Here is an 18,963-nt window from a genome sequence, read left to right as displayed (position 1 = left end):
TCACGTTGTGTAGCTCTCAGTCCTGCCCTTGGATTTACCCCAAGTCAACGGGAAGTGTGGTAGGCACGGTTGGATGACTGCTCCTCCTCACGCGGTGCTCGCCGCGACGTTCGCGCCCGGTGAGACCGCTGTGCCGGCTGCGATCAGGTTCACGCGCGAGGTGATGACCGCGTGGGCCGTCGGCGGCATGCTCCACATCGCCGAGCAGGTGGCGGGCGATCTTACGGAACAGGTGATATACGAGCCGTTCGAGGTCATCTGGAAGCATTTCGGCGGTGCCATACAGGTGGAGCTGCGACAGCGGAACACCTCGCACGGCGATCCGAAAGCTCCTTCTGTGGGCGTGGAGGAGTGGGGGATCACCTATTCGGGCGACTCCCGTGTCCATTGGGCAAGACTCACGCTACCTGGCTCCGTGGACAGCGTCGTCTCCGAATGGCAGGAGGAGACCTCCAGGGGCCCCCACTGGCTGGGGTTCCTCGCCGACGCGAGCGACCTGCTCGCCGGCACCCTCAACCCCGACATGGTGCCCGCGATCATCGCCCAGATCGTGGTGCCCCGGCTGGCCAACTGGTGCGCCGTCTACACCGCCGACACCGTGTCCGGCCCGCTCCGCCTGGCCTATCTCTGGCACGCCGACGAGGCCAGGATCGACGGCCTGCGCCACGAGTTGGCCGAGGTCGACGTGAGCCCGCCCGACCACCAGGTCACGTCCTCCATGCACCTGAGTGACTCGCAGGTGCTCGCGGTGCCGCTGATCGCCCGTGGCCGCGGCCTCGGCCTGATGTGCCTGGGCAGATCCGACCGCTTCGGCGACGACGTCATCCAGTTCGCCGAGGACATCGCCCGGCGGGCCGCGCTCGCCATGGACAACGCCCGGCTCTACGCGCAGCAGGCCGCCGCCAACCGGGCGCTCCAGCGCAGTCTCCTGCCGCCGAACGAGCCCGAGGTGCCCGGCCTCGACTACGGCGTCGTCTACGACCCCGCCGGCGAGGCCAACGAGGTCGGCGGCGACTTCTACGACCTGTTCAAGGCGAGCGACGACTCGTGGCGGTTCGCGATCGGCGACGTGTGCGGCACCGGCCCCGAGGCCGCCGCCGTGACCGGCCTGGCCCGCCACACCCTGCGCCTGCTCGCCCGAGAGGGGTACGGCGTCGCCGCCGTGCTCGGCCGGCTCAACCAGGCGATCCTGGAAGAGGGCGAGCGGGCCAGGTTCCTGACCCTGCTGCACGGCGACATCACGCCGGTGGAGACCGGCCTGGAGCTGCGGCTGGTGTCGGCGGGCCATCCCGAGGCGCTGCGCCTGAAGCCGAGCGGCGTGGTCGAGGCGGTCACCACTCCGCAGTCGCTGCTCGGCGTCTTCCCCGAAGTGGTGTTCGAGTCGGACACGGTCCACCTCGACCACGGCGACGTGCTGCTCGCGGTCACCGACGGGGTGACCGAGCGGCGTTCGGGCAGCCGGTTGCTCGACGACGACGGCGGGCTGGCCAAGTTGCTCGCCGAGTGTGTGGGGCTGTCGGCCCGGGCGGTCGCCGAGCGCATTCGCCGGGGGGTGGCCGACTACGCCCCCGAACCCAGCGCCGACGACCTGGCGATCGTGGTGCTTCGCGCCCGCTGACCGACGCCCGCTGACCGCCACCCGCTGACCACCACCCGCTGACCACCACCCGCTGACCACCACCCGCTGACCGACGCCCGTCCACTGGTCGCCGCTGGCCGTCGTCGGCGGTGGGTCAGGGCGGGGTGGGGCAGGGCGGGAAGGTCAGGAGGCGTCGACGTGCTTGCGGGCGAACTCAAGCTGCAGGGTGATCTGCGCGATCCGCTCGGCGACGACCAGGGAGCCGCGCACCGCGTCGTAGGTGTAGACCTCGTGCTCGAGGCCGTACTCGGCCAGCTGGGCGACGTACTTCTCGATCTGGCGCAGCGGGCAGCGGGTGTCGTTCTCGCCGGCCAGGATCAGCACGGGGCTCTGCACCTGGTGGACGTAGGTGATCGGGGAGCTGGCGGCGTAGCGCTCGGGCTGCTCGTCGGGCGAGCCGCCGAGCAGTGCCCGGTGGTAGGCGCGCAGGCTCTCGGCCTCGTCCTCGTAGGAGGTCTGGTGGCAGGCGATGGGCACGGCCGCAATGCCCGCGGCCCACAGCTCGGGCTGGGTGCCGAGGCCGAGCAGCGTGAGGTAGCCACCCCAGGCCGTGCCGGACAGCACGATGCGGTCGGGGTCGGCGATGCCCCGCTCGACCACCCAGTCGCGTACGGCGGCGACGTCCGCGAGCTCGATGTGCCCGACCTCGCCGTGCAGCGCGTCGCGCCAGGCCGAGCCGTAGCCGGTGGAGCCGCGGTAGTTGACGCGCACCACCGCGAAACCGGCGTCGACCCAGGCCGCGACCTCGGGAGAGAAGGCGTCACGGTCGTGCGCGGTCGGGCCGCCGTGCAGCAGGAAGACGGTGGGGAACGGCACCGAGCCGGACTCTGGCCGCGAGACCAGGGCGTGGATGAGCCCACCCGGGCCCGGCACGTCGAGGTCTTCGACGGGAACACTGGGCGGCGCGGCCGGGCCACCGGCGTTGAGCACGACCTGGCCGTTGCTCGACCGGATGACCGGCGGGCGGGACGCGCTCGACCAGGAGTATTCGACGTGGCCGCTGGGGCGCGGCGCGGCCTCCTCGATCACGCCGTGTGGGGTCTCGATCAGGGTCAGCCCGCCGCCCCCGAGGTCGTAGCGGTGGAGGTAGCTGCGGGCGCGGTCGTCGCGCACCAGCATCAGGCCGCGGCCGTCGTGGTACCAGTCGGCCGCCAGGTCGCCGGAGTCGCGCAGCCAGATCTCGCGCTGCTCGCCGGTCACCGGGTCCCACACCAGCGGCTCCTGGCGGCGGCGGCGTTCGTGCAGGACGAGCAGCCGGCGGTCGCCGGTCACGGGCGCGAACCTGAGGCCGATCACGCCGCGCTCGGGGCCGTCGTAGAGCTCGCCGACGGGCTCGCCGAACTGGCTGACGACCCGCAGGGCCGGGTGGCGGAAGTCGCCGTACTCGCCGTGGTTGATGGCGATCAGCCGGCCGTCGAGGGACATGTCGGCCACCCAGGCCGCCTCGGCGTGCTCGTAGAGCAGGCGCGACGTCTCACCGGCGCGCGCCACATGGATGCGGAACGTGCCCTCGCTGGCGAGGCTGATCGCCGCGGCGCCGTTGACGGACAGCGCGATGCCGCCCGGCTGGCCGGGCGGCAGGTCGGGGGCGACGAGCTCGTCAGGGCCGCCGTTGAACGGCTGTCGCCACCACTGGCCGAACTCGTCGCCCTCGGTGTCGGCGAACCAGTAGATCCACTGGCCGGTGGGGTCGATGGTGGCGTGGGCGGTGCCCTTGGCCCGGTCGGTGACCTGGCGGGTGGCGCCGGTGGTGCGGTCCCAGGCGTAGACCTCCCACGTGCCGCTGGTGTTGGAGCGGTAGATGGAACGGTTGGGGGCCTGGCGTGCCCAGAGCGGCAGCGTCATGCGCGACGCTCGGAACCTGGCTTGCCAGCGTTCCTCGGCCTTCATTCGGCGCGCTCCCTCCCTCTGGATCCCAGCCGCCGGGCGTGGGTTGTCGTCCAGTATTGCGCCTGATTCGCGGAAATACTTGGGGAATGTGGGGGAATTTCCGGCCAAATGCCCCATCAGTAACATCAGCCCCACATGTCCGTCAAGGAACAGCGCTTGATCGTGGCGATGCCTCAAAGATAGACAGGTGGAACGCGGCTTGCACTACCACTTTTTCGCGATTTTTCGTGGCCCGTCGGGAGAAATATCCCGAGATTTGCTTCTCCAGTTCGGACGCTTCAGTGTGCCACGCACTCGGCCCCATCCTCACGACCTCGACGATGTCGTCATGAGACAGGTGGAGATCGAACGCGATGGTCCGCCGCTCGGTTTCGACGAACCCGTCCAGGCTGCGGGCCACCCGCCGTTCCTTCTCCTCGTCGACCGAGAGCAGGCCCAGCTCACGCACCAGCGGGCTCAGATGGGACGGGGCCGGCGTGACGACGGCCACCACGCCTCCGGGGCGCAGGACGCGCCGGAACTCGGGGCCGTTCCTGGGCGCGAACACGTTCATCACCACGTCGGCCACTCCGCTCCGGATCGGCAGCGGACGCCACACGTCGGCCACGAACGCCCCCACCCGGGGATGCGCCCGCGCCGCCCGCCGGACGGCGTGCTTGGACACGTCGAACGCCACCCCCACGCCGTCGCCGATCGCCTCCAGCACGGTCGCCAGGTAGTGTCCGGTGCCCGCTCCCGCGTCGACGACCACCGGCGCGTGACCGGCCCGCATCGCCACGCTCTCGGCCAGCGCCTCGGTGAGCGGCGCGTAGTGCCCGGCCCCCAGGAACCCGGCCCGCGCGGCCACCATCTCGGCGCTGTCGGCCGTGCCCGGCGCCCGCGACCCGACGAGCAGACTCACGTATCCCTGCCTGGCGATGTCGAAGGCGTGGCCGTCCGCGCAGCGCAGCGCACCGCGCTCGATCGCGAGGTCGCCCTGGCAGACGGGGCAGGCGAGCAGGTCGACGATGTCAGCGAGCATGACCCCATTCTCCCGCCGGGCGATCGGCCGGACACCGATCAGCACAGCTCAGGGAAGGCAGGGAAAGGGCGTTAGACCGCGGCGGCGTACAGGAAGTGAGCATTCGTCGGCGTCTCGCGGAGCTTGTCGACCAGGAGTTGCATCCCCTGCCGTCGATCCAGCGAGCCGAGCATGCGGCGCAGCCGCCACACCACCCGCTGCTCCTCGGCGGGCAGCAGGATCTCCTCGCGCCGGGTGCCCGACGCGTCGAGGTCCACGGCCGGGAACAGCCGGCGTTCGGCCAGATCCCGCACCAGGTGCAGCTCCATGTTGCCGGTGCCCTTGAACTCCTCGTACAGGAAGTCGTCCAGCCGCGACCCGGTGTCCACCAGCGCGGTCGCCAGGATGGTGAGGGAGCCGCCGCCGAGCACGTTGCGGGCGGCGCCGAAGAAACGCTTGGGTGGGTAGAGCGCGGTCGCGTCCAGCCCGCCGCTGAGCACCCGGCCGCCGCCCTTCGCCAGGTTGTTGTACGCCCGGCCGAGCCGCGTCAGCGAGTCGAGCAGCAGCACCACGTCCCTGCCGTCCTCGACCAGCCGCCTGGCGCGGTCGATGGCCAGCTCGGCGATGGCGGCGTGGTCACGGTCGGGGTGGTCGAAGGTGGAGGAGAAGACCTCGCCCTGGATCGACCCGCGCATCTCGGTAACCTCCTCGGGCCGTTCGCCAACGAGCAGCACCATGAGGTGGACCTCGGGGTGGTTGCGAGCGACGGCGGCGGCCAGTGCCTGCAGGACCATGGTCTTGCCGGCCTTGGGCGGGGCCACGATGAGCCCGCGCTGGCCCTTGCCGATGGGCGCGAACAGGTCGATGACCCGGGTGCTCAGCGACTCGGTCTCGATGCGCAGCCGCTCGGTCGGGTGGACGGGGACCAGGTCGGCGAAGTGCGGCCGGTCTCGCCGGTCGGTGGAGCCGTTGACCGAATGGACCTTGACCAGCTTGCCGCCGGCGACGTCGACGACGACGTGGTCACCGGGGCGCAGGCCGAGCTGTCCGGCCTGTTCGGGTCGCACGCGGACGTCCCCGGGACCGGGAAGGTGCCCCGCGCGGATGAAAGCGTCCTTGTCCCGCAGGTCGAGCAGGCCGCTGACCTGGCGTACGGGAGTTGCGGCGCGCTGTCGGGGGATGGTGTTGACAGACATGATGAGGCCCCTCTCAAGGGCAGGCCGAAAGTCGGCCGAGGTGAAGAGCGAGCCGGCCCTCATCGAAAAGGGGCGGGCCGCGGGGGGATCCGGCGGAGCTTGAGCTCAACGCCGGTGGCAACGTATCACACGTCCCGACGACTGGAACGCCTAGCCCTGATGGACTATTCCCGGGCCGTTCTCGTGTCTTCGCCCGCGAAATGGCTTCTGCCGCCGGGACAATCTTCTCCTGGAAACACCGTCGTATTACCCATGACCGGTGTGCTGAACGGCATGGAAGGCCCATCAACGCAGCGGCATCCTGTCAAGCGTGATGCAGGGCTTCTGCAATCCGAAGAGGCTTTCCTAGAAGCAATCACCCAAGGGGGATCTCATGAAGACCACCAGCTGCTGCCCGCGGTGCCACCACGAGCTCGACGAAGGCCCGATCATCTACCGGTGCGCCAACTGCCGCCGCGCCGTCTACGCCGCGGATGTCGAGAACGAGTACGTTCCGCGCCAGCCGGTCGCCGCCTAGTCTGGACGAATGCCGCACCAACCCCGCATCATCGCAGGCGTCGAAGTGACGCCGCTCTGCGACGCCATCGGCCCGATGGGCGAGACGATCCGCCGCCCGCTGGCCGAGATGTTCCCCGGAGCGGCCCTCCGGGAAGAGCCGTGGATCCTCCACTTCCACTGCTACCTGCTGAAGGATCAGGCAGGCCGCCTCACGCTCGTGGACACCGGCATCGGCCCGGCCGACTCACCGGCGTCCAGTTGGGCGCCGGTGCCGGGCACCCTGCCCGGTGAGCTGGCCGCCGCGGGCGTCACGCCCGCCGACGTCGACACCGTGATCCTCACCCACCTGCACAGCGACCACGCCAGCGGAGCGGTCGCCGACGGCCGGCCGCTGTTCGAGAACGCCCGCTACGTCCTCCAGCAGGCGGAGTTCGACGTGGCCGAGGGCGCGATGCTCGACCAGATCATCATCCCGATCAAGGACCGGCTGCACGTGGTCGACGGCCAGGCCGAGGTCTCTCCCGGCGTTCACGTGCACCTGGCGGCGGGCCACACCCCGGGTCACCAGATCGCCAGGGTCGGCGAGCTGGCCATCACGGGCGACCTGGTGCTGCACCCCGCGCAGCTCGCCGATCCGAGCGTCCGCTACCTCTACGACGACGACCAGGAGTGGGCCGCGGCCACCCGTGCCGAGGTGCTCGACGCGCTGCGCGCCGAGCGTGCCGTGCTCGCGACGGCCCACCTCAGCGACCCGTTCGTGCAGCTCTGACGACAGGGCGCTGACGGCCGTCAACGGCCGCTGAGCGCCGGCTGCTCGGCGAGCAGCGCCGACGGCAGGGCGACCACCGCGGTCAGCCCTCCGTACGGCGACGGGCCGAGCGTCACCCTGATGTCGTGCCGGGCGGCCAGCCGGCCCACCACGAACAGGCCGAGCTGGTCGCTCTGGGCCAGGTCGAACTCCGGCATCTCCGACAGCCGCTCGTTCAGCTCGTTGAGCTCGGTCCGGGTCAGCCCGAGCCCGCGGTCCTCGATCTCGATCGTGAGGCCGTGCGGGGTGGTCGAGGTCCGCAGGTCGACCCGGGTCTTCGGCGGCGAGAACAGCGTGGCGTTCTCGATCAGCTCGGCCATCAGGTGGGCGACGTCGGTGACGGCGTTGCCCACGAGCGCCACCGGCGGCGGCTGCAGCACCTCGACGCGTTGATACTCCTCGACCTCGGCGACGGCCGAGCGGAGCACGTCGACGATCGGCACCGGGTTGCGCCATCCGCGCCCCGGCGCCTGGTCCGACAGGATGATGAGGCTCTCGGCGTGCCTGCGCATGCGGGTGGTGAGATGGTCGAGCTTGAACAGGTCCGCGAGCATCTCGGGCTGCTCGGTGTCGCGCTCCATGCCGTCGAGCTGCAGCAACTGACGGTGCAGCAGCGTCTGGTTGCGCCTGGCCAGGTTGACGAAGACCTTGCTCACCCCGTGCCGGAGCCGGGCCTGGCTCACCGCGGCCTCCACGGCCGTGGCCTGGACGTTGTTGAAGGCGCGGACGATGTCCTGGATCTCGGCGGTGTCGGTCCTGACCTCCAACGGCGTGACCTCCTCAGGCAGCGGCCCGCCGCCTGCCTTGCGCAGCCGCTTGACCAGCCCGGCCAGCCGCACCTCGGCCAGCTCGGTCGCGGCGTCGCGGAGCCCGGCGAGCTCGTCGCCGAGGCGGCGGCGGAAGCGGAGCGACACCAGCACGGAGGCGATCACCGCGAGCAGGCCGGCACCGCCCGCGACGCCGATCTTGACCAGCACGCTGTTCGCGGCGGGGGTCACGCGCTGGAAGATGCCGTGCGCGGCCTCCGACTGGTTGCGCTCGACCGCCGCCCACAGGTTGGCGCCGTCGATGGGCCAGGTGGCGGCCTCGACGGGCAGCCCTTTCAGCGTGGCCTGCCCTCTCATGGCGTCCTCCGCCCGGAGGAACTCCTGGTAGGCGGCCGAGGAGACGAGCCGTTCGTACGGCCCGCGCAGCCCGGAGTCGAGCTGCGAGAGCGCCTGCGCGTAGAGGAGACGCCTGGTGGCGACCATCCCGGTGAACGCCTCGCGCTCCGCCTCGGTCACCCTGCCCCTGGCCAGCACCACGGTGATCAGCGCCCGCTCCCTGGACAGGATGTCCTTGGCCTCGCCCATCATGGTGACGGCCCTGGCCTGCCGGTAGAGCGCGGTGTCGGGCACCAGGACCATGGCGTCGTACATGCGGAACGTCGCGTCCACGATCTGGCTGTAGCCGTCGATCACGTCGAGCGGCTCGGGGCCCGGGGCGTCGACCTTGCGGCGGGTGTCGGCGAGTTGGCCGAGCTTGCCGTACAGGGCGGTGAGCTGGGTGGTCATCTGCGGGGAGAGGTCGCGCTGCTCCTCGGCCCGCTGCCGGAAGTCGGCGATGGTCCGGTCGGTCAGCGCACGCTGGGTGGTCAGGCGTTCGGTGCCCTGACCGCTGGTCAGGAAGTCCACTGAGACCAGTCGCTCGCTCTGCAGCTGGATGTTGATCTGCTCGGCGGGAGTGGCCAGGTTGGTGACGAGTTCGTTGGTCTGCAGGAGGCGCAGCCCGTCGACCCCGGTCAGGCCGGCCGCGAACGCCCACAGGCCCACCAGTGACAGCAGCGGGACGAGCAGCAGGACGAGCAGCTTCAGCGCGATGGGGCGGCCACGGGTGGGGGGCATGCGACCTCCAGGTACAGGATGAGATCGCCTCGCAGAGTACACCCCTCTTTGGCCGGATTTCCGGGCTCTGGCGCGAGGGCCCGTCGCCCTCGCGCCAGTGAGCTACGGCCTCGTGACGTCGGCTACGGCCTCGTGTCGTCGAAGGAGCCGCGCGCGACGAGCTTGTCGCCGGAGGCGTGCCGCGGCTCGGGAACGGGCTCCGGCTCGGGAGCCGGCTCGGGAGCCGGCGCCGGCTGGGTGGCCGGCTGAGTGTCGGCGCGCTCGCGCTCCAGCTTCCGCTCCAGGTCGCGCTTCTCGTTCTCCAGCTTGGCCAGCCGGCTCGACTCCTCGGCCCTGGCGCTGCGGATCCGGCGGCGGCGCCTGGCCGACCGGCGAGAGCCGGAGCCGAGCAGCCACAGGCCCGCCAGCAGGACCGCGGCGGTGGCGGCACCCGCGAGGAACATCTCGACGTGGTCAGGCTGGAACGTGTAACCGAACAGGATGTACCTGGCACTCTCCTCGGTGGCGACCATGTAGATGGCGCCGCCGGCGAGCAGGACCAGAACCAGACCTAGTAAGACCATCCAACTCACCCCTTGTCATCTGAGCGAGTCACCACCTGCCCTCAGGAGGGCGTGGTATGCCGCGAACGCTCGTCGATGAGCGTGACCAGCCGCTCCAGCGGCATGGAGCCGGGCGGCGACTGTTCGCGCGCGAACCGGTTGGCCTCGGCCTGCAGCACCTCGTTGACCGGGGTGGCGATGCCGTACTCGCGGCCGAGCAGGACGATCTCACCGTTGAGGTAGTCGGCCTCGATCGAGCCGCTGGACCTGGCCAGGCTCTGCCACGACGAGCCGCCACCGCGTTCGATGCCCTCGATCGGCAGCACATCGACCTGGCGGCCGCGGAGCTCCCGCTCCTCGCTGGTGGTCGAGTAGGGGATGCCGGCCTCCTCGAGCACGGCGGCGCCCTCGGCCCGTACGCGTTCGTACAGGGAGTCGATGCCCGGCGCCTGCTCGCAGAGCGCTTCGACGGCGTTGGCCAGGTTGCCGAGCAGCTTGCCGTACTTCCAGCGCATGACGTCGGGCGTGGCCAGCGCGACGAAGCCGCTCTTGGCCAGGTCGGCGGCGAACTGCTGGGCAAGGTCGTCCACACCCTGTGGATAACGTCCGACGTGCAGCATGCCCGAGTGGGGATGCCCGTGGGCGGCCACCGTGCCGGGCTCCAGGTGGAGGGCGGGCAGCCACACGCACATGCCGTAGACCCGCTCGAACCTGCGCAGCACGACGCGTTCGTTCTCGACACCGTTCTGGGCGCACACGACCGGCAGGTGCCGGGGCCAGGGGTCGAGGGCGGCGATCGTGTCCTGTGACTTGGTCGCCAGGATCAGCACGTCGCCGTCACGCGGCGGGACCGGAGCGTCGGTGACGGGGATCGTCAGCGTCTCGGCGGAGCCGGGGGCGAACAGGCGCAGCCCGTCGCTCTTCAGCGCCTCGTAGTGGGCGCCGCGAGCGACCAGCAGCACCTCGTGCCCGCCCTGGAAGAGACGGGCACCGATGGTGCCCCCGACCGCTCCGGCTCCGACCACGATGTAACGCATGATCCGAGGATGTCATCCCCTACTTCGCGAGTGCCACCTGGGCCTGCGGGACGGTCGCGCCGCGGAACCGCTCCCGCATGATCGTCTTGAGCACCCGCCAGCCGTCGCGTACGGCGTGCAGGTTGCTCTCGCCGTGGATCCGGCTGCGCTCGTGGCTGGGCACCTCGGCGATGACCAGCCCGGCCTGGGCGGCGCGGACGTTCATCAGCGTCTCGATCTCGAATCCGTCGCAGTCGAGCGCCATGGCGTCGAGGTGGCGGGCCCAGAAGGCGTTGTAGCCGTAGCACAGGTCGGTGTAGCGGGTGCCGTACAGCAGGTTGGTCAGGCCGGTCAGCAGCTTGTTGCCGAGCGAGCGCACCGGGCTGATGTCGTCGGAGCCGCCACCAGGGGCGTAGCGCGAGCCCTTGGCGAAATCGGCGCCGTCGACCAGCGCCGAGACGAAGGAGAAGATCTCCCGGCCGTCGGTCGAGCCGTCGGCGTCGATCATCACGATGATGTCGCCGTTGGCCGCCGCGAAGCCCTCGATCAGCGCGTTGCCCTTGCCGCGCCCGCTCTGCGCGACGACCCGGAGACCGGGACGCAGCCTGCGGGCCACCGCGACGGTGTCGTCGCTGGAGTTTCCGTCGACGAGGACGACCTCGTCGATCCAGTGGGGGAGAGTCGCGAACACGTGCGGCAGATTGTCCGCCTCGTTCATCGCGGGAACGACAACGGTGACACTGGGGGCGAACTGCTGCTTGGTCATGCCAAGAAGATGAGCCAGGTCACATGCAAGCGGCTTTACGCCGCCTTGCATCGATCATGGGCCATGCGCTCCACCAGGAGGTGGTAATCGTCCTGTGACCTGCACAGGTGGAACTCCCGGCACCGGGACCGTGGCGCCGGGACCCCAGTCAACCGCCTGCCAGCTTTCGTACCCGGTCGGCGCCCACGGCCAGCAGCAGCGTCGGAAGCCGCGGCCCGGTGTCGCGGCCCACCAGCAGCCGGTAGAGCAGCGCGAAGAACTCCCGCTGCGCCACCTTGACCTCGGGCGTGGGCTTCGCGTCGGGTGGCAACCCCGCCCGCACCTTCGGCACGCCGTAGACCAGTGTGGTCAGCCCGTCGAGTGACCAGTGCTCGTCCAGGCCGTCGAGCAGCAGCCGCAGCGAGTCGCGGTCGTCCTGCCCGAGCGAGCTCAGCAGCTCCTCGTCCGGCGACTCGCGCACGCGGGTGCGCTGGTCGGCGGCCAATTGGGTGTCGACCCAGCGCTGGGCGCGGTCGAGCCTCGGTCGCGCCGCGTCCAGCGCGGTGATCGCGTCGAGGTCGCCGAGGATCCGCAGGGTCTGCTCGGCGTCACCGGTCGTGATGTCGACGATCGAGGCCAGCGTGCGATAGGGCACCGCCCGGGGAGTGACCGGCAGCGGCCCCTCGGCGGTGCGGACGGCCCGGTCGTAGGCGGCCCGGTCGGCCGGCAGGGCGCTCCCGGCGGCGACCTTGCGGCCGAGGGCGTCCCACTCGTCGTACAGCCGCTGGATCTCCTGGTCGAAGGCGACCTTGAAGGACTGGGACGGCTTGCGCCGCGCGTACAGCCAGCGCAGCACCGGAGCTTCCATGATCTCCAGCGCGTCGGCCGGGATCGGCACGTCGCCCTTGGAACTGCTCATCTTGGACATGCCGGTGATGCCGACGAAGGCGTACATCGGGCCGATCGGCTGCTCGCCGCCGAACACCTCGCCCACGATCTGCTCGCCGACGATCCAGGCCGAGCCGGGCGAGTGGTGGTCGACCCCCGACGGCTCGAACACCACGCCCTCGTACGCCCAGCGCATCGGCCAGTCGACCTTCCACACCAGCTTGCCGCGGTCGTGCTCGGCCAGCCGCACGGTCTCGCCGAACCCGCACACGCAGGTGTAGGCCAGCTCGGTGGTGTCGTCGTCGTAGGCGGTGACCGTGGTGAGGTCGCGTTCGCAGAGCTCGCAGTAGGGCTTGTAGGGGAAGTAGGCGTCGACCTGCTTGGTGCGGTAGCGCGCCAGGACCTCGTCGATCCGCCGCCGCTCGCGCATGGCGAGCAGGATCTGCTCGCGGTAGGCGCCCGAGGTGTATTGCTCGGTCTGGCTGATCGCCCGGTATTCGACGCCCAGCTCGGCCAGCGCGGCGGTCATCGGCGCCTTGAAGTGCTCGGCCCAGCTCGCGTGGGAGCTGCCCGGAGGCGCGGGCACGGAGGTCAGCGGCTTGCCGATGTGCTCCTCCCACGACGGGTCGACGCCCGCGGGGACGCGGCGGAAGCGGTCGTAGTCGTCCCACGACAACAGGTGCACGCAGTCGAGGCCGCGCCTGCGGATCTCGTCGGCGACCAGGTGAGGGGTCATCACCTCACGAAGGTTGCCCAGGTGGATCGGCCCGGACGGGCTCAGCCCGGAGGCGCAGACGATGGGTTCGCCCGGCGCGCGCCGCTCCGCCTCGGAGATCACCTCGTCGGCGAACTTGGAAACCCAGTCGCTCTCCGCACTGTCAGCTGCGCTCATCGCGCCATTGTCGCGGCTCCCCGGTGTTCAGGCCAACGCGACCGATCGGCTCAATTGACAGAAATATTTGTCTAATGATGTCATGTGGCCGTGGCAGCCACCGAGATGTCGCTCATGGACGAGCCGGACCGCCTGCGCGTCGCCCTGACGCCGATCCGCAGGGAGTTGCTGGCCCGCCTGCGCGAGCCCGCGTCGGCGGTGCAGCTCGCCGCCGAGCTCGACCTGCCGCGCCAGAGGGTGGGCTACCACCTGAAGGTGCTGGAAGGGCAGGGGCTGATCGAGCTGGTGGAGGAGCGGCCCCGGCGCGGGTTCGTCGAGCGCGTCATGCGGACCACCGCCAACGCCTTCCTCGTCGACCCCGACGTCCTCGCCTCGCGGGCCGACGTCTCGCGGGCCGACGTCTCGCGGGCCGACAGCTCGCGGGCCGACAGCCCGCGAGCCGACGTCTCGCGGGCCGACGTCGAGGCCGGCTTCCACGGCATCGCCGACCGGTACGCCGCCGAGCACCTCGTCGAGGCCGCCGCCGGCACCGTACGCCACGTCACGCGCATGGCCGCCGAGGCCGACCGGCAGGGCGTCCGGCTGCTCACCTTCACCCTCGAAGCCGAGGTGCGGTTCGCCGAGCCGGGCGACGTGCACCGCTTCACCGACGAACTGGCCGAGGCCGTTGCGCGGGTCGCGGCCCGATACGACAGCCCTGGCGGCCGGCCGTACCGGCTCGTCGCCGGGGGGCATCCCGCCCCAGGTAAGGAGCCTGAGAGATGACCGATGAGCGCTTCACCGTCGAGGTCACCATCGCCGCGCCCGTCGAGGAGGTGTGGACCGCGCTGCGCGACCCGGAGCAGATCCGGCGCTGGCACGGATGGCACTTCGACGGGCTCGACAAGGAGATCGACCTCATCTACGCCCAGCACGTCACCGAATCGGCCGACGAGCACTGGATGGAGGTCCAGGGCGGCGACCGGTTCGAGCTGACCGAGGCCGGCGACGGGCGCACCCGGCTGCGGATGACCCGGGCGCCCCTGAGCGGCGACCCCGACTGGGACGCCTACTATGACGACGTCAACGAGGGCTGGGTGACCTTCATCCACCAACTCAAGTTCGCGTTGGAGCGGCATCCCGGCGCCGACCGGCGCACCCTTTTCCTGCACGGGCCCGGCACCACGTCACCGCTGACCGCCGCGGGGCTGGACGCCGCCGTGGCCCTGCCTCCCGGCAGCCCGTACGAGGCCGTCACGCCGGCCGGGGAGACGCTCGCCGGCCGGGTCTGGTTCCGTTCGGACCACCAGGTCGGGTTCACGGTCGACGGGTGGGGCGACGGCCTGCTCATCGCCGCGCACTCCCCGGCCACCGCCACCCACGCCGACGGGGTCGCCATGATGGTCCTCACCGCGTACGACCTCACCGACGACCGGTTCGCCGACCTCGAATCCCGCTGGACCAGCTGGTGGCAGCGGGCCATCGCCCGCTGATCGTCTCGACGGGGCGAGACCGTGCGACACGGAACGTGACCGCTGGTGGTGCGGGTTCCCCAGGTGGTGCGACCGGCTCAGATGAGGTGGCGACACCGGCGGCGGCGGGCTTCGTCGGCCGCGGCGAGCTCGGCCGCGTCGCTGAGGGTGTCGAGAGCCGCGAGCCATTCGTCGAGTACGGCGGCGATCTGATGATCGAGCTCCCGATAGATACGCCGCGCCTCCAGCCAGTGGGTCCGGGCGGTGGCCCCATCCTCGTGGACAAGGGCGGAGGCGAGGCTGTCGTGAGCGGAGGCCCTCCGCAGCGGATCGCCGATCTCTTCGGCCAGCCGCAGTTGGCGCTCGGCGTGCCGACGGGCCGTGACCGGATCTCCCTGACGTAGCGCTATCTCGGCCAGGTTGTGATGGGAGTAGCAGGCTTGCTGTGTGTCGTCGGCGACGTCGGCGAACATGAGTGCCCGCTGGAGTGCGTCGGCCGCCGCCGGATACCTCTCCATGTCGATCAGGGCGCACCCCAGGTTGATGTAGGCCGCGACGGCGTACTGGGGGACCTGCCCGTACTCCGGAATGGACAGGGCGGTCCGCAGGTGGCGCAGGCCGCCTTCGAGATCGCCCTCGTTGATGGCGAGTCCCCCCAGGTTCGCGTTGAACGCGGCGACCATGCGCATGTTGCCGGCCCTGGCCGCCAGCTCGATCGCTCTGCCGTAGTGCTCGCGTGCCGCCGCGTACCTGCCGATCTGCTTGTGGACCACCCCCAGGGCGTTCTCCATGTGCGCCATGCCCTCCGGCTGGCCGCTTCGCTCGGCCGAGAGCAGGCCTGTTCGCAGAACGGACAGCCACTCCGGCCAACGCCGCCGAATGATGAAGTAGGCGAGCAGATCGGCGGCCAACTGCCATGCGCGGCGATGCCAGGCGTGCGCGGTGGCCAGGGCGACGACACCGACCAGGTTCTCGAGCTCCTGATCGTGCCAGTCCAGCGCGGACGCCCTGTCGGCGAAACGCAGGGGCTCGCGCGGGGGATAGACCACCTCCCTGTCGCCCGCCAGCCGGCGAGGCTGGAGCAACGGGTAGGCCTCGAAGACGGTCTCCGCGTAGAAGTCGACCAGGCGCCGGGCGGCCGTCGTGCGGTCGGCCTCGGGCTCTTCGCTCTCCAGGGTGCGGACGGCATAGCTGCGCAGCAGGTCGTGCATCGCGTACCGGCCGGGGCGATGCTCGCTGACCAGGTGGCCTATGCACAGCTCTTCGAGCCGGGGTCGAATGGTGGCGAGGGAGACGCCGAGCAGGGCGGCCGCGGCGACAGGCGCGAAGTCCTGTCCCGGCAGCAGGCTCAGCAGGCGGAACAGGCGTTGTGTCGCGGGAGGCAGGGCCTGGTACGAGAGCCGGAACGCGGTGCTGACGGCGCCGTCCAGGTCGCCGTGCTCGTCGAGCACGGCCAGTGTGTCGCCGGTCGTCAACTGGCGGGCGTAGTCAGCGAGCGTCAGGTGTCGCTGGCCGGTGAGCTGCGCCGCCGCCAACCGCAGGGCCAGCGGCAGGTACGCGCACCGCAGGGCCACCTGCCTGGCGGCCACGTCGCCGTCCTCGTCACTTCCTCCGGCCAGAGCGTCACTTCCTCCGGCCAGAGCCACGCGGAGCAGGTCACTCGCCTCGTCCTCGGTGAGCGGGCCGAGCTGGAGCAGGCGGGCACCTTCGTGGGCCACCAGCCCGCGTAACCGGTTGCGGCTGGTCACCAGGACGGCGCAGGTCGCCGAGCCCGGCAGCAGTGGCCGTACCTGGTCGGCGCTGCGGGCGTTGTCCAGCACGATCAGAACTCGGCGTCGTGCGAGCAGCGATCGGAACAGGGCGGCGGCCTCGTCCACGTCCTCGGGTGTGGCGCCGGGATCCACTCCCAATGAGGACAGGAAGCGACGCAGGATGGCGAAGGAGTCCAGCGGAGGCCGATCCTGGTCGAATCCCCGCATGTTCACGTAAAGCTGCCCGTCGGGGAACCGATCCCCGTGACGATGAGCCCAGCGGACGGCCAGCGCGGTCTTTCCGACCCCAGGGGTGCCCACGATCAACACCACAGGTGGTGTGTCCCGCACGTCGGCCAGCAGATCCAGCTCGGCCAACTCGCGATCACGGCCGGTGAATCCCCACGTGTCCAGAGGCAACTGGGCCGGTGTGGTGTCACTGGACGGCGCCGAGATCGTGATGGTTCTGGGAGCGAGGTCCAGTGCCGGATCGGCGTTGAGGATGGCCTTCTCCAGAGCCGAGAACCGGGTGCTGGGATCGAGTCCCTGCTCCTCGACCAGCCGGGCGCGCAGGCGTCGGGCCGTCAGCAGGGCTTCGGCCTGCATGCCGGCCCGATACTGGGCGAGCATCAGATGGCAGACCAGGCGCTCTCGTAACGGATGCTGCTCGACGAGCTTGCCCAGCGCCGGAAGCAGGGCGTCGTGGTGCCCGAGTGTGAGCTCGGCTTCGGCCAGCGACTCGTGCGCGTTCAGCCGGCGCTCGTGCAGCGCCTGCCGTGCCGACTGCGCGTACGCCGCGCTGATGTCGGCCAGGGCATGACCGCGCCACAGCCCGAGTGCCGCCCGCAGCCTCCGGACGGATTCCTCGAGTTCGTCGCGTTTCCGCAGATCCCGAGCCGCTTCGACGTGGCGTCCGAATCTGCCGGCGTCCAGTTCGTCGTCGGCCAGGGCCAGCAGGTAGCCACCGGGTCTGGTGGCGATGACCTCGTCCAGGCCCAGTTTTCGCAGGGCTCGGCGCAGTTCGGATAGCGCCACGTGGATCTGCGACCGCGCGGAGCTCGGCTCGGCGCCACCCCAGATCGCCTCGATGAGCTGGTCAGGCGATATCACCTGGTTGGCCTGGAGCAACAGGTAGGCGAGCAGCGCACGATGCCGAGGCCGGGCTACCGATGCCGGTCCGTCAGCCGTCGCCACCTCGACCGGACCGAGGATGAAGAACCGCAACGCCTGCCCCCCGCAGCGCCAGCAAGATCTTGAGTCCCGTTGAGTGATCTTCGGCAAGTGTATCGATAGCCGATCACAAGTCGCTGTATAAATCGCCTTACTTATTCTTCGGACAGGTTCGCCGAAACCCTGTTGAACAGGCTGAAAATCCCCTTTTGGGGCATGCTCGGCCCGGGTCCGCGGGGGTCTGGAGCGGTGCCCGGACGGGTGCCGCCCGTGAGAGGAGAGTCATGGGTTCGAAGGTGAAACGGATGCTGCAGGTGGCCGCGATCGGCGGGATCATGGCCGGCGCCATGGTCCTGCCCACGACGGCCGCGCAGGCCACACCCAGCAACTGCAGCAGCGTCCCCTATGGCAATGGCTGGTCCGGATGGTGCGGCAAGGGCACTGGCACCTACCAGGTGTGGGCCAGGTGCTACAAGATCAATACGCTCAAGTACACGATCAGGCACGGCCCTTGGCGGAGCCCTGGAGGCGACAGGTCCAACGTCAGCTGTCAGAGCACGGAAGAGGTGGGCGGGGGCGGCATCATCCTCTCCTAGTCCGGGTCCGCTGTCTGGGGCGGTGCCCGGACGGGTGCCGCCCGTGAGAGGAGAGTCATGGGTTCGAAGATGAAGCGGGCACTGCAGGTGGCCGTGCTCGGCGGGATCATGGCCGGCGGCCTGGCCCTGCCGGCGACGGCCGCGCAAGCCCAGCCCACCAACTGCGTCACAACGTCCACCTCTCGTACCTTCTCCGTGTCCTGCCACGCCGGAACCGGGGAGTACCAGGCGGAGGCCCGGTGCTACAAGCCCGGTAATCCCGTGCCTACGCTCAGGTACGGACAGTGGCGGTCCGGAGGCGAGAAGTCCATCGCCAGCTGCCAGTTCGACGAAGAGCTGAGGGACGGACGCGTTCGCTTCAGGTAGTCGGAGCCTGACGTTCACAACGCTCCGGGCGGAGCGTCCTCGCGTCACTCACGTGGGCGACAGGGACAGGGCAGGGGGCCTGCCCTGTCGCCGAGTGCTGAGGTCAGCGGCGGTAGGCGGCGCAGTCGATCAGACTGAGGTCGCGCTTGTGCTTCTTGGCGAAACGTACGGCGTCGTCCCTGTGCTTGAAGCCGTGGACCCGTACGAATCCCTTCTCGTCATGGAGATGGACCTGCCACTTCTTGCCGTGCTTGACCGGTCCGGTCAGGCACTCGGTCCTCTTGTGCTTGCGGCGGCAATCGTCGTGCCTCGCCTGCACGACGTGCCACCTGCCGTCCTTCAGCAGGGTGGCGGGCTTGTCGCAGTCGAGCGCGGGCGTGAGCTGGTCGCTGGTGAGGACCAGGGGGTCGTCCGAGGTGGGGGCGGCGAATGCCGGGGCGGAAATCGCGGCGGTGCCTCCGATGGTCGCCAACGCGATGATGGCGGCGCTGAGCGCGCGTCTCATGGGGCCTCTTCTCCGAGAGAACGGGGTTTCCGGGCGTACGGGTGATGACGACCGGCTGATCATCTCCGATAGTGCCGGAAAGATTGTTAAGTCCGCATAATGCGAGCTTTGGCGGACGGTTCGCTGG

General features: G+C 70.3%; 17 protein-coding genes. 7 read left to right on the top strand and 10 right to left on the bottom strand.

The window, feature by feature from the left end:
* The first annotated feature begins 73 nt into the window (after window positions 1-73).
* On the top strand, window positions 74-1,618 hold the full coding sequence (locus tag AC5L3X_RS07360; RefSeq protein WP_494855919.1) for a PP2C family protein-serine/threonine phosphatase: 1,545 nt from the start codon (window positions 74-76) through the stop codon (window positions 1,616-1,618).
* A 144-nt stretch (window positions 1,619-1,762) separates the two neighbouring features.
* Here the strand turns inward: AC5L3X_RS07360 and AC5L3X_RS07355 are convergent, their stop codons facing one another.
* The 3 genes from AC5L3X_RS07355 to rho form a co-directional block, all read right to left on the bottom strand.
* Window positions 1,763-3,529, bottom strand: a complete 1,767-nt coding sequence (locus AC5L3X_RS07355; RefSeq protein WP_494855918.1) for a S9 family peptidase — start codon at window positions 3,527-3,529, stop codon at window positions 1,763-1,765.
* A 142-nt stretch (window positions 3,530-3,671) separates the two neighbouring features.
* On the bottom strand, window positions 3,672-4,550 hold the full coding sequence (locus AC5L3X_RS07350) for a putative RNA methyltransferase (RefSeq protein WP_494855916.1): 879 nt from the start codon (window positions 4,548-4,550) through the stop codon (window positions 3,672-3,674).
* Between the two features lie 71 nt (window positions 4,551-4,621).
* Window positions 4,622-5,725: a transcription termination factor Rho gene (rho, locus tag AC5L3X_RS07345; protein ID WP_494855914.1), complete on the bottom strand. Its 1,104-nt coding sequence runs from the start codon at window positions 5,723-5,725 to the stop codon at window positions 4,622-4,624.
* Window positions 5,726-6,098: 373 nt separating this feature from the next.
* Between rho and AC5L3X_RS07340 the strand changes: the two genes are divergently transcribed.
* Window positions 6,099-6,242: a hypothetical protein gene (locus AC5L3X_RS07340; RefSeq protein ID WP_494855912.1), complete on the top strand. Its 144-nt coding sequence runs from the start codon at window positions 6,099-6,101 to the stop codon at window positions 6,240-6,242.
* 9 nt (window positions 6,243-6,251) lie between these two features.
* On the top strand, window positions 6,252-6,992 hold the full coding sequence (locus AC5L3X_RS07335) for an MBL fold metallo-hydrolase (protein ID WP_494855911.1): 741 nt from the start codon (window positions 6,252-6,254) through the stop codon (window positions 6,990-6,992).
* A gap of 20 nt (window positions 6,993-7,012) precedes the next feature.
* On the opposite strand, the gene AC5L3X_RS07330 is transcribed toward AC5L3X_RS07335, so the two are convergent.
* From AC5L3X_RS07330 to lysS, 5 genes are all read right to left on the bottom strand, one after another.
* Window positions 7,013-8,914 carry a sensor histidine kinase gene (locus tag AC5L3X_RS07330; protein ID WP_494855909.1) on the bottom strand — a complete coding sequence of 634 codons (1,902 nt, stop codon included), beginning with the start codon at window positions 8,912-8,914 and terminating at the stop codon, window positions 7,013-7,015.
* Window positions 8,915-9,036: 122 nt separating this feature from the next.
* Window positions 9,037-9,477, bottom strand: a complete 441-nt coding sequence (locus AC5L3X_RS07325) for a hypothetical protein (RefSeq protein ID WP_494855907.1) — start codon at window positions 9,475-9,477, stop codon at window positions 9,037-9,039.
* A gap of 41 nt (window positions 9,478-9,518) precedes the next feature.
* Window positions 9,519-10,493 (bottom strand): ketopantoate reductase family protein, encoded by a 975-nt coding sequence (locus AC5L3X_RS07320; protein WP_494855905.1) that lies wholly within the window; start codon window positions 10,491-10,493, stop codon window positions 9,519-9,521.
* Window positions 10,494-10,512: 19 nt separating this feature from the next.
* Window positions 10,513-11,238: a glycosyltransferase family 2 protein gene (locus AC5L3X_RS07315; RefSeq protein WP_189127937.1), complete on the bottom strand. Its 726-nt coding sequence runs from the start codon at window positions 11,236-11,238 to the stop codon at window positions 10,513-10,515.
* A gap of 148 nt (window positions 11,239-11,386) precedes the next feature.
* Window positions 11,387-12,997: a lysine--tRNA ligase gene (gene lysS / locus AC5L3X_RS07310; RefSeq protein ID WP_494855903.1), complete on the bottom strand. Its 1,611-nt coding sequence runs from the start codon at window positions 12,995-12,997 to the stop codon at window positions 11,387-11,389.
* Window positions 12,998-13,087: 90 nt separating this feature from the next.
* Between lysS and AC5L3X_RS07305 the strand changes: the two genes are divergently transcribed.
* Both AC5L3X_RS07305 and AC5L3X_RS07300 read left to right on the top strand, forming a co-directional pair.
* Window positions 13,088-13,762: an ArsR/SmtB family transcription factor gene (locus tag AC5L3X_RS07305; RefSeq protein ID WP_494855902.1), complete on the top strand. Its 675-nt coding sequence runs from the start codon at window positions 13,088-13,090 to the stop codon at window positions 13,760-13,762.
* Entirely contained in the window at window positions 13,759-14,469 is a 711-nt protein-coding gene (locus tag AC5L3X_RS07300) for an SRPBCC family protein (protein WP_494855900.1), read from the top strand. The genes AC5L3X_RS07305 and AC5L3X_RS07300 overlap by 4 nt, the downstream gene beginning before the upstream one ends.
* 77 nt (window positions 14,470-14,546) lie before the next feature.
* On the opposite strand, the gene AC5L3X_RS07295 is transcribed toward AC5L3X_RS07300, so the two are convergent.
* Window positions 14,547-17,423, bottom strand: coding sequence for an AfsR/SARP family transcriptional regulator (locus tag AC5L3X_RS07295; protein ID WP_494855899.1), 2,877 nt, complete (start codon window positions 17,421-17,423; stop codon window positions 14,547-14,549).
* 230 nt (window positions 17,424-17,653) lie between these two features.
* On the opposite strand from AC5L3X_RS07295, the gene AC5L3X_RS07290 reads away from it, so the two are divergent.
* Window positions 17,654-17,965 carry a hypothetical protein gene (locus AC5L3X_RS07290; RefSeq protein ID WP_189124811.1) on the top strand — a complete coding sequence of 104 codons (312 nt, stop codon included), beginning with the start codon at window positions 17,654-17,656 and terminating at the stop codon, window positions 17,963-17,965.
* A gap of 57 nt (window positions 17,966-18,022) precedes the next feature.
* Window positions 18,023-18,331, top strand: a complete 309-nt coding sequence (locus AC5L3X_RS07285) for a hypothetical protein (protein ID WP_494855897.1) — start codon at window positions 18,023-18,025, stop codon at window positions 18,329-18,331.
* A gap of 103 nt (window positions 18,332-18,434) precedes the next feature.
* Here AC5L3X_RS07285 and AC5L3X_RS07280 read toward each other — a convergent pair whose 3' ends face one another.
* On the bottom strand, window positions 18,435-18,836 hold the full coding sequence (locus AC5L3X_RS07280; protein ID WP_189124813.1) for a hypothetical protein: 402 nt from the start codon (window positions 18,834-18,836) through the stop codon (window positions 18,435-18,437).
* Between the last annotated feature and the right edge of the window lie 127 nt (window positions 18,837-18,963).

Source organism: Nonomuraea sp. CX421, assembly GCF_059358955.1.
Note: the sequence above shows the minus strand (reverse complement) of the source record. Positions and strands in the feature narration are given on the sequence as shown.

Excerpts from the sequence above, each read along its gene's own strand:
- AC5L3X_RS07280 (WP_189124813.1), bottom strand. The coding sequence starts at position 18,836 with ATGAGACGCGCGCTCAGCGCCGCCATCATCGCGTTGGCGACCATCGGA.
- AC5L3X_RS07285 (WP_494855897.1), top strand. The coding sequence starts at position 18,023 with ATGGGTTCGAAGATGAAGCGGGCACTGCAGGTGGCCGTGCTCGGCGGG.
- AC5L3X_RS07290 (WP_189124811.1), top strand. The coding sequence starts at position 17,654 with ATGGGTTCGAAGGTGAAACGGATGCTGCAGGTGGCCGCGATCGGCGGG.
- AC5L3X_RS07315 (WP_189127937.1), bottom strand. The coding sequence starts at position 11,238 with ATGACCAAGCAGCAGTTCGCCCCCAGTGTCACCGTTGTCGTTCCCGCG.
- AC5L3X_RS07325 (WP_494855907.1), bottom strand. The coding sequence starts at position 9,477 with ATGGTCTTACTAGGTCTGGTTCTGGTCCTGCTCGCCGGCGGCGCCATC.
- AC5L3X_RS07355 (WP_494855918.1), bottom strand. The coding sequence starts at position 3,529 with ATGAAGGCCGAGGAACGCTGGCAAGCCAGGTTCCGAGCGTCGCGCATG.
- AC5L3X_RS07300 (WP_494855900.1), top strand. The coding sequence starts at position 13,759 with ATGACCGATGAGCGCTTCACCGTCGAGGTCACCATCGCCGCGCCCGTC.
- AC5L3X_RS07360 (WP_494855919.1), top strand. The coding sequence starts at position 74 with ATGACTGCTCCTCCTCACGCGGTGCTCGCCGCGACGTTCGCGCCCGGT.
- AC5L3X_RS07330 (WP_494855909.1), bottom strand. The coding sequence starts at position 8,914 with ATGCCCCCCACCCGTGGCCGCCCCATCGCGCTGAAGCTGCTCGTCCTG.
- AC5L3X_RS07335 (WP_494855911.1), top strand. The coding sequence starts at position 6,252 with ATGCCGCACCAACCCCGCATCATCGCAGGCGTCGAAGTGACGCCGCTC.
- rho (WP_494855914.1), bottom strand. The coding sequence starts at position 5,725 with ATGTCTGTCAACACCATCCCCCGACAGCGCGCCGCAACTCCCGTACGC.
- lysS (WP_494855903.1), bottom strand. The coding sequence starts at position 12,997 with ATGAGCGCAGCTGACAGTGCGGAGAGCGACTGGGTTTCCAAGTTCGCC.
- AC5L3X_RS07340 (WP_494855912.1), top strand. The coding sequence starts at position 6,099 with ATGAAGACCACCAGCTGCTGCCCGCGGTGCCACCACGAGCTCGACGAA.
- AC5L3X_RS07350 (WP_494855916.1), bottom strand. The coding sequence starts at position 4,550 with ATGCTCGCTGACATCGTCGACCTGCTCGCCTGCCCCGTCTGCCAGGGC.
- AC5L3X_RS07320 (WP_494855905.1), bottom strand. The coding sequence starts at position 10,493 with ATGCGTTACATCGTGGTCGGAGCCGGAGCGGTCGGGGGCACCATCGGT.